The sequence below is a fragment of the Micrococcus sp. HSID17227 genome (assembly GCF_003989405.1).
In the GTDB taxonomy this organism is placed as follows: domain Bacteria; phylum Actinomycetota; class Actinomycetes; order Actinomycetales; family Micrococcaceae; genus Micrococcus; species Micrococcus luteus.
On sequence record NZ_RBLN01000095.1, the window covers coordinates 1 to 7,489 of the forward strand.

The window sequence follows — 7,489 nt, forward strand, 5'->3', positions numbered from 1 at the left end:
TCGCGCCCGCCCCCACTCACGAACAGGAGCATCGTCATGACCGTCCACGAGAAGCTCGCCCCCCAGTCCTCGACGCCCAGCACCGAGGTTCCCTCCGACGTCGCCGAGATCGCGCCCGAGCGGCCGACGCCCGGCTCCCTCGACGCCGCGGCCCTCGAGGAGGCCCTCCTCGGCCGCTGGGCCGCGGAGCGCCGCGAATCCCGCGAACTGGTCAAGGATCCCGCCCTGTGGCGCGACCCGCTGCTCGGCATGGACGAGCACCGCGCCCGCGTCCTGCGGCAGCTGGGCGTCCTCGTGGAGCGCAACGCGGTCCACCGCGCCTTCCCGCGCGAGTTCGGCGGCGAGGACAACCACGGCGGCAACCTCGCCGCCTTCGGTGACCTCGTGCTCGCCGACCCCTCCCTGCAGATCAAGGCCGGTGTGCAGTGGGGCCTGTTCAGCTCGGCGATCCTGCACCTGGGCACCGCGGAGCACCACCGCCGGTGGCTGCCGGGCGCGATGGACCTGAGCGTCCCGGGCGCCTTCGCCATGACCGAGATCGGGCACGGCTCGGACGTCGCCTCGATCGCGACGACCGCCACGTACGACGAGGCGACCCAGGAGTTCGTCATCCACACCCCGTTCAAGGGCGCCTGGAAGGACTACCTCGGCAACGCCGCGCTGCACGGCAGGGCGGCCACGGTCTTCGCGCAGCTGATCACCCGGGGCGTCAACCACGGCGTGCACTGCTTCTACGTCCCCATCCGGGACGAGGAGGGCGCCTTCCTGCCCGGCGTGGGCGGCGAGGACGACGGCCTCAAGGGCGGACTGAACGGCATCGACAACGGCCGTCTGCACTTCACTCAGGTCCGCATCCCGCGCACCAACCTCCTCAACCGCTACGGCGACGTGGCCGAGGACGGCACCTACTCCTCGCCCATCGCCTCCCCCGGGCGTCGCTTCTTCACGATGCTCGGCACGCTCGTCCAGGGCCGCGTCTCCCTGTCCCTCGCCGCCACCACGGCCTCCTTCCTCGGCCTGCACGGTGCGCTGGCCTACGCGGAGCAGCGCCGCCAGTTCAAGGCCTCCGACCCGCAGCGGGAGGAGGTGCTGCTGGACTACCAGAACCACCAGCGCCGCCTCATCGACCGCCTGGCCCGCGCCTACGCGGACGCCTTCGCCTCCAACGAGCTCGTCGAGAAGTTCGACGACGTCTTCTCCGGCCGCTCCGACACGGACGTGGACCGGCAGGAGCTCGAGACGCTCGCCGCGGCCGTGAAGCCGCTGACCACGTGGCACGCCCTGGACACCCTGCAGGAGGCCCGCGAGGCGTGCGGCGGCGCCGGGTTCCTCGCCGAGAACCGGGTGGCCCAGATGCGCGCCGACCTGGACGTGTACGTCACGTTCGAGGGCGACAACACGGTGCTCCTGCAGCTCGTGGGCAAGCGTCTGCTGACCGACTACTCGAAGGAGTTCGGACGTCTCAATGTGGGCGCCGTCTCCCGCTACGTGGTCCATCAGGCCTCGGACGCCCTCCACCGTGCGGGCCTGCACAAGGCCGTCCAGTCCGTGGCCGACGGCGGGTCCGAGCGCCGCTCGGCGAACTGGTTCAAGGACCCCGCCGTCCAGCATGAGCTGCTCACCGAGCGCGTCCGTGCCAAGACCGCCGACATCGCCGGCACCCTCTCGGGGGCCCGGGGCAAGGGCCAGGCGGCGCAGGCGGAGGCGTTCAACACGCGCCAGCACGAGCTCATCGAGGCCGCCCGCAACCACGGCGAGCTTCTGCAGTGGGAGGCCTTCACCCGCGCCCTGGAGGGCATCACGGATGAGACCACGAAGACCGTCCTGACGTGGCTGCGCGACCTGTTCGCGCTGCGCCTCATCGAGGACGACCTCGGCTGGTTCGTGGCCCACGGCCGCGTCTCGAGCCAGCGCGCCCGGGCCCTGCGCGGCTACGTCAACCGGCTGGCCGAGCGGCTGCGCCCCTTCGCCCTCGAGCTCGTCGAGTCGTTCGGCCTCGAGCCCGAGCACCTGCGCATGGCGGTGGCCACGGACGCCGAGACCCAGCGCCAGGAGGAGGCCCACGCCTGGTTCACGGCCCGCCGGGCCGCCGGCGAGGAGCCGGAGGATGAGAAGGCCGTGCGCGCCCGCGAGAAGGCGGCGCGGGGTCGCCGCGGCTGACCGTGGCCGTCCCCGGACGCACACGGGCCCCCGTCACCTCGCGGTGGCGGGGGCCCGTGTGCGTGGTCGGGCGGGCTCAGCGCAGCACGGCCTCGTAGACCTCGATCGTGCGCTCCGCGATGGTCTCCCACGAGAAGTGCTCGATCGCGCGGGCCCGGCCGGCCTCACCCATCGCGCGGGCGCGCTCCGGGTCCTCCACGACGCGGGTGAGCGCGGCCGCGAAGTCGGCGGCGAACCTCTCCTCGTCCACGGGCGCCCCCGTGCCGTCGTCGACCTGCTCGAAGGGGACGAGCAGGCCGGTCTCGCCGTCCTGCACGACCTCCGGGATGCCGCCCACGGCGGAGGCGACGACGGCGGTGCCGCACGCCATCGCCTCGAGGTTGACGATGCCCAGCGGCTCGTAGACCGAGGGGCAGGCGAACACGGTGGCGGCCGTGAGGATCTCCATCACCTCGTGGCGCGGGATCATCCCCTCGATCACGACGACGCCCTGGCGGGTGCGCCGCAGCTCGGAGATCAACTCGTTCACCTCGTGCGCCAGCTCCGCGGTGTCCGGGGCGCCCACGCACAGCACGAGCTGGACGTCCTCCGGCAGCCGCAGGGCCGCACGGAGCAGGTGGGGCACGCCCTTCTGGCGCGTGATGCGGCCGACGAACGCGACGGAGGGCTTGTCCGGGTCGATTCCGTACTTCTCCAGTGCGGCGGTGCCGGTCTGCGGGGTCCAGACCTGCGTGTCGATGCCGTTGTGGACCGTGTGCACCTTCGCCGGGTCCACGTCCGGGTAGCAGGCCAGGATGTCCCGGCGCATGCCGTCCGAGACCGCGATGACCGCGTCCGCCCCGAGGTACGCCGTGCGCTCGGCCCAGCTGGACAGGGCGTAGCCGCCGCCGAGCTGCTCCGCCTTCCAGGGGCGCAGCGGCTCGAGGGAGTGCGCGGAGAGGACGTGGGGGGTCTGGTGCAGGAGCTTGCCGAGGTGGCCGGCCAGGTTGGCGTACCAGGTGTGGGAGTGGATGACGTCGGCGCCCTCGAGGTCGCCGAGGATCGTGAGGTCGGTGGCCAGGGTCTGCACGGCCCCGTTGGCGGCGTCGAACCCGGGCGGGTTCGGGTACGTCAGGACGCGGGCCCCGTGGTAGTCCGGGTCGCGCGGCGCGCCGAAGGCGTGCACGCGGACGTCGGCGCGGGAGGCCAGGACACGGGTCAGCTCGGCGACGTGGACGCCGGCACCGCCGTAGATGGACGGGGGGAACTCTTTGCTCACGATGTCGATGCGCACGCCCCCAACCTAGTTCAGCCCGGCGGGGGTCGATAGTCTGGCGGCACGGATGCCCCGCACGCCCCGAGCACGCGTGCGGGTCGCGACGACCCGGCTCACGAGGAGTGACACAGATGGTGCAGAAGAAGGTCCTCTCGGTCGTGCTGGCGGGCGGTGAGGGCAAGCGCCTGATGCCGCTGACGGCCGACCGTGCCAAGCCGGCCGTCCCGTTCGGCGGCACGTACCGCCTCATCGACTTCGCGCTCTCCAACCTGGTCAACAGCCGGTACCGCGAGATCGTGGTGCTGACGCAGTACAAGTCGCACTCGCTGGACCGCCACATCTCCGAGACGTGGCGGATGTCCACGCTCCTGAACAACTACGTTGCCTCCGTGCCGGCGCAGCAGCGCCGGGGCAAGGACTGGTTCACGGGCAGCGCGAACGCCATCTACCAGTCCATGAACCTGATCCACGACGCACGGCCGGACATCGTCGTCGTCATCGGCGCGGACCACGTCTACCACATGGACTTCCAGCAGATGGTGGACCAGCACATCGCCTCGGGCGCCAAGGCGACCGTGGCCGCGGTGCGCCAGCCGCTCGAGCTGGCCTCCTCGTTCGGGGTGATCGAGACGGACCCGCAGGACAGGACGCGGATCGCGGCGTTCGTGGAGAAGCCGGAGACGACCCCCGGCCTGCCGGACGACCCCACGCAGTTCCTGGCCTCGATGGGCAACTACGTGTTCGACACGGACGCCCTCGTGGCGGCGCTGAACCAGGACGAGGAGAACCCCGAGTCGAACAACGACATGGGCGGAGACATCATCCCGCTGTTCGTGGAGCGCGGCGAGGCCGGGGTGTACGACTTCACCGCCAACGAGGTGCCCGGCGGCACGGCCGGCAAGCACTACTGGCGGGACGTCGGCACCCTGGACTCCTACTACGACGCGCACATGGACCTGGTGCAGCCGTGGCCGGAGTTCAACCTCTACAACCGCGAGTGGCCGCTCTACACCCGCCAGTCCGTCTCCCCGCCGGCCAAGCTCGTGCGCTCGTCCACCCGCCGCCCCGGCTCGGCGAACGACTCGATCCTCTCCCAGGGCGTGGTCATCTCCGGCGGCACCGTGGCCCAGTCCGTGCTCTCCACGGACGTGCGCGTGCACAACGAGGCGTGGGTGGAGCAGTCGGTGCTGCTGGACTCCGTCGTGATCGGCGAGGGGGCCCACGTGCGCAACGCGATCCTGGACAAGAACGTGGTCGTGCCCCCGGGCGCGCGCATCGGCTTCGACCGGGCGGAGGACGAGGCGAACGGCTACACCGTGACAGAATCCGGCCTGACGGTGCTCTCCAAGGGCCAGCCCGTCCCGACGCCGCACTGACGCGGCCCCGGGCCGCCGGTCCCGGACCACCGCCGACGCGCGGGCACGCCGCGGTGTGTCCGCGCGTCGCCGTCCCCGCTGGATCCCCGACCGGAGGCTCGCCTTGACCGACACCACCCCCGACCTCGACGCCACCAACGTCACCCGCGCGGAGGCCGCGGACCGCTCCCGCCTGCTCACGGTGCAGGACTACGTCGTGGACGTGGACCTCTCCGACGCCCGGGACGCCGCGGCCGACACCTATCCGGTCCGCACCGTGATCCGCTTCGCGTGCGCTGAGCCGGGCGTGCAGACCCACCTGGACTGGATCCACGGCGGCGTGGAGTCGGTGACCCTCAACGGCACGACGCTGGACCTGACCGAGGTCGTGGGCCAGGCCCGGGTTCTGCTGCCCGACCTGGCGGCGCAGAACGTGGTGGAGCTGGTCGGCCGGTCCGTGTACTCCCGGTCGGGCGAGGGCCTGCACCGCTTCACGGACCCCGCCGACGGCGAGGTCTACCTCTACACCCAGTACGAGCCCGCCGACGCGCGCCGCGTGTTCCCGGACTTCGAGCAGCCGGACCTCAAGGCCGCCTTCACCTTCTCCCTCACCGGACCCGAGGACTGGGTGCTGGCCTCGAACCGGCCGGAGGTGTCCCGGACGCCGGCCGGGGACGGTGTCGTCCGGGTGGAGTTCGCCCCGACGCTCCCCCAGTCCACCTACATCACGACGCTGCTCGCCGGCCCCTATGCGCAGTGGGAGGACGCCTGGGACGGTCACCCGGCCAGCGGCGCGCAGGCCGTGCCGCTGCGGCTGTTCACCCGGCGCACGATGGCCGACGCGTTCGACCCCGAGGCCGTGTTCGACGTGACCAAGCGGGGGCTGACGTTCTTCCACGACCTCTTCGGCGTCGCGTACCCGTGGGGCAAGTACGACCAGGCGTTCGTGCCCGAGTACAACCTCGGCGCCATGGAGAACCCGGGCCTCGTGACCTTCACCGAGGACTTCGTGTTCACCTCGCGGGCCACCGCGGTCCAGTACGAGGGCCGGGCCAACGTGATCCTGCACGAGATGGCGCACATGTGGTTCGGCGACCTCGTGACGATGCACTGGTGGGACGACCTGTGGCTCAAGGAGTCGTTCGCGGACTACATGGGCGCCCTCGGCGTGGACGAGGCCACCGACTTCCGGACCGCATGGGTGACCTTCGCGTCCCGCCGCAAGGCCTGGGCGTACGTGCAGGACCAGATGCCGACGACACACCCCATCGTCGCGGACATCGTCGACCTCGAGGCCGCCCGTCAGAACTTCGACGGCATCACCTACGCCAAGGGCGCCTCCGTGCTCAAGCAGCTGGCCGCCTACGTGGGCCGGGACGCGTTCCTCGACGCCGCACACCGCTACTTCGCCGCCCACGCGTGGGGCAACGCCTCCCTCGACGACTTCATGGCCGCGCTCGAGGCCGCCTCGGGGCGGGACATGCGCGGGTGGGCGGACGCGTGGCTGCACACCTCCGGCGTGCCCCGGCTGCGGGTCGACGTCGACGGCGACGCCCCGGTGCTGCGCCAGGAGGGCGCGGACCCGGTCACGGGCGGGCCGATCCTCCGCCCGCACGTGCTGAAGGTCGGCGTCTTCATGCCCGGGCAGGACGGCGTCCTGCGCCGCACCGCCCAGGTCACCGCCGATGTGCCGGGTGGGGCGGAGGGCGCGGCCGTGCCCCTGCCGGACCTCGAGGTCCCCGGGGGCGTCCGCCTCGTGCTGCCCAACGACGAGGACCTCACCTACGCCGCCGTCGCGCTCGATGCGGGGTCGCTGCGCGCGGCCCTGACCCACCCCATCGCGGACCCGCTCGCGGAGGCCACCGTGTGGGCCGCCCTGTGGTCGATGACCCGCGACGGCGAGCTGCCGGTCGCCCGGTTCCTCGACGCGGTGGCGACGCTGTCCGCGCGGATCGCGACCGTGGGCGTGCACGCGCAGGTACTGGCGCAGGCCGCCGCGGCCGTGGGCCAGTACGCCCGCGCCGAGGACCGGGACGCGCTGCGCGCTCTGGTGGGCGAGGTGCTGGCCGAACAGACCCGGACGCTCGAGGCCGGCTCCGACCGCCAGCGCACCGCGGCCCGCACGTGGGCGACGCTGGCGCGGGCCGACGTCGGGATGGCCGCGGCCCTCGAGGCCGCCCTGCTCGGCGAGGACGCGGCGACGTCGGCGCCGGGCCTGGCGATCGACGCGGAGCTGCGCTGGCTCGTGCTCCAGGCCCTCGCCGCGACCGGCCGGGCCGACCAGGCCCGCCTGGACGCGGAGCTCGAGGCCGGCCGCACCGCCCAGACGGTCACGTGGCATCGCCTCGCCACGGCCGCCCGCCCCGATGCCGAGGTCAAGGCCGCGGCGTGGGAGGCGGTCATGTCCGGTCGCACGGCCACTGGCACGGAGCTGTCCAACGACCTGCTCTCGGCCACGGCGGCCGGCTTCGCCGCGGGCGAGGTCGAGCTCCTCGCCCCCTACGAGTCCGGCTTCTGGCCGCGCCTGACCTCGGTGTGGGCCTCACGATCCAACGGGCTGGCCTCGCGCGCGATCGGCGGGCTGTTCCCGGGCCGCCAGGACGCGGTGGCCGGCGACGCGGACGCGCAGGAGTCGCACCCGACGCTGGCCGCGGCCCAGCGCTGGCTGGACGAGCACCCCGACGCCCCGGGGGCCCTACGGCGCCTGGTCGTGGAGCAC

The 7,489-nt window shown here is 72.7% G+C and carries 4 protein-coding genes; 3 read left to right on the forward strand and 1 reads right to left on the reverse strand.

All coding sequences use genetic code 11. From position 1 onward, the window contains the following. Positions 1–36: 36 nt before the first annotated feature. Positions 37–2,160: an acyl-CoA dehydrogenase gene (locus D8M29_RS06565; protein ID WP_044658927.1), complete on the forward strand. Its 2,124-nt coding sequence runs from the start codon at positions 37–39 to the stop codon at positions 2,158–2,160. A gap of 76 nt (positions 2,161–2,236) precedes the next feature. On the opposite strand, the gene glgA is transcribed toward D8M29_RS06565, so the two are convergent. After that, the gene (gene glgA / locus D8M29_RS06570) at positions 2,237–3,433 is read right to left on the reverse strand and encodes a glycogen synthase (protein WP_044658928.1); all 1,197 of its coding nucleotides are present in this window, start codon (positions 3,431–3,433) and stop codon (positions 2,237–2,239) included. A gap of 113 nt (positions 3,434–3,546) precedes the next feature. Between glgA and glgC the strand changes: the two genes are divergently transcribed. Both glgC and pepN read left to right on the forward strand, forming a co-directional pair. Next, positions 3,547–4,791, forward strand: a complete 1,245-nt coding sequence (glgC, locus tag D8M29_RS06575) for a glucose-1-phosphate adenylyltransferase (protein ID WP_044658929.1) — start codon at positions 3,547–3,549, stop codon at positions 4,789–4,791. Positions 4,792–4,894: 103 nt separating this feature from the next. Further along, the coding region (gene pepN, locus D8M29_RS06580; protein WP_127445858.1) for an aminopeptidase N at positions 4,895–7,489 on the forward strand (2,595 nt) is incomplete at its 3' end.

Bases quoted from the DNA above. Each gene is read 5' to 3' on its own strand.
- D8M29_RS06565 (WP_044658927.1), top strand. From the start codon at position 37: ATGACCGTCCACGAGAAGCTCGCCCCCCAGTCCTCGACGCCCAGCACC.
- glgC (WP_044658929.1), top strand. From the start codon at position 3,547: ATGGTGCAGAAGAAGGTCCTCTCGGTCGTGCTGGCGGGCGGTGAGGGC.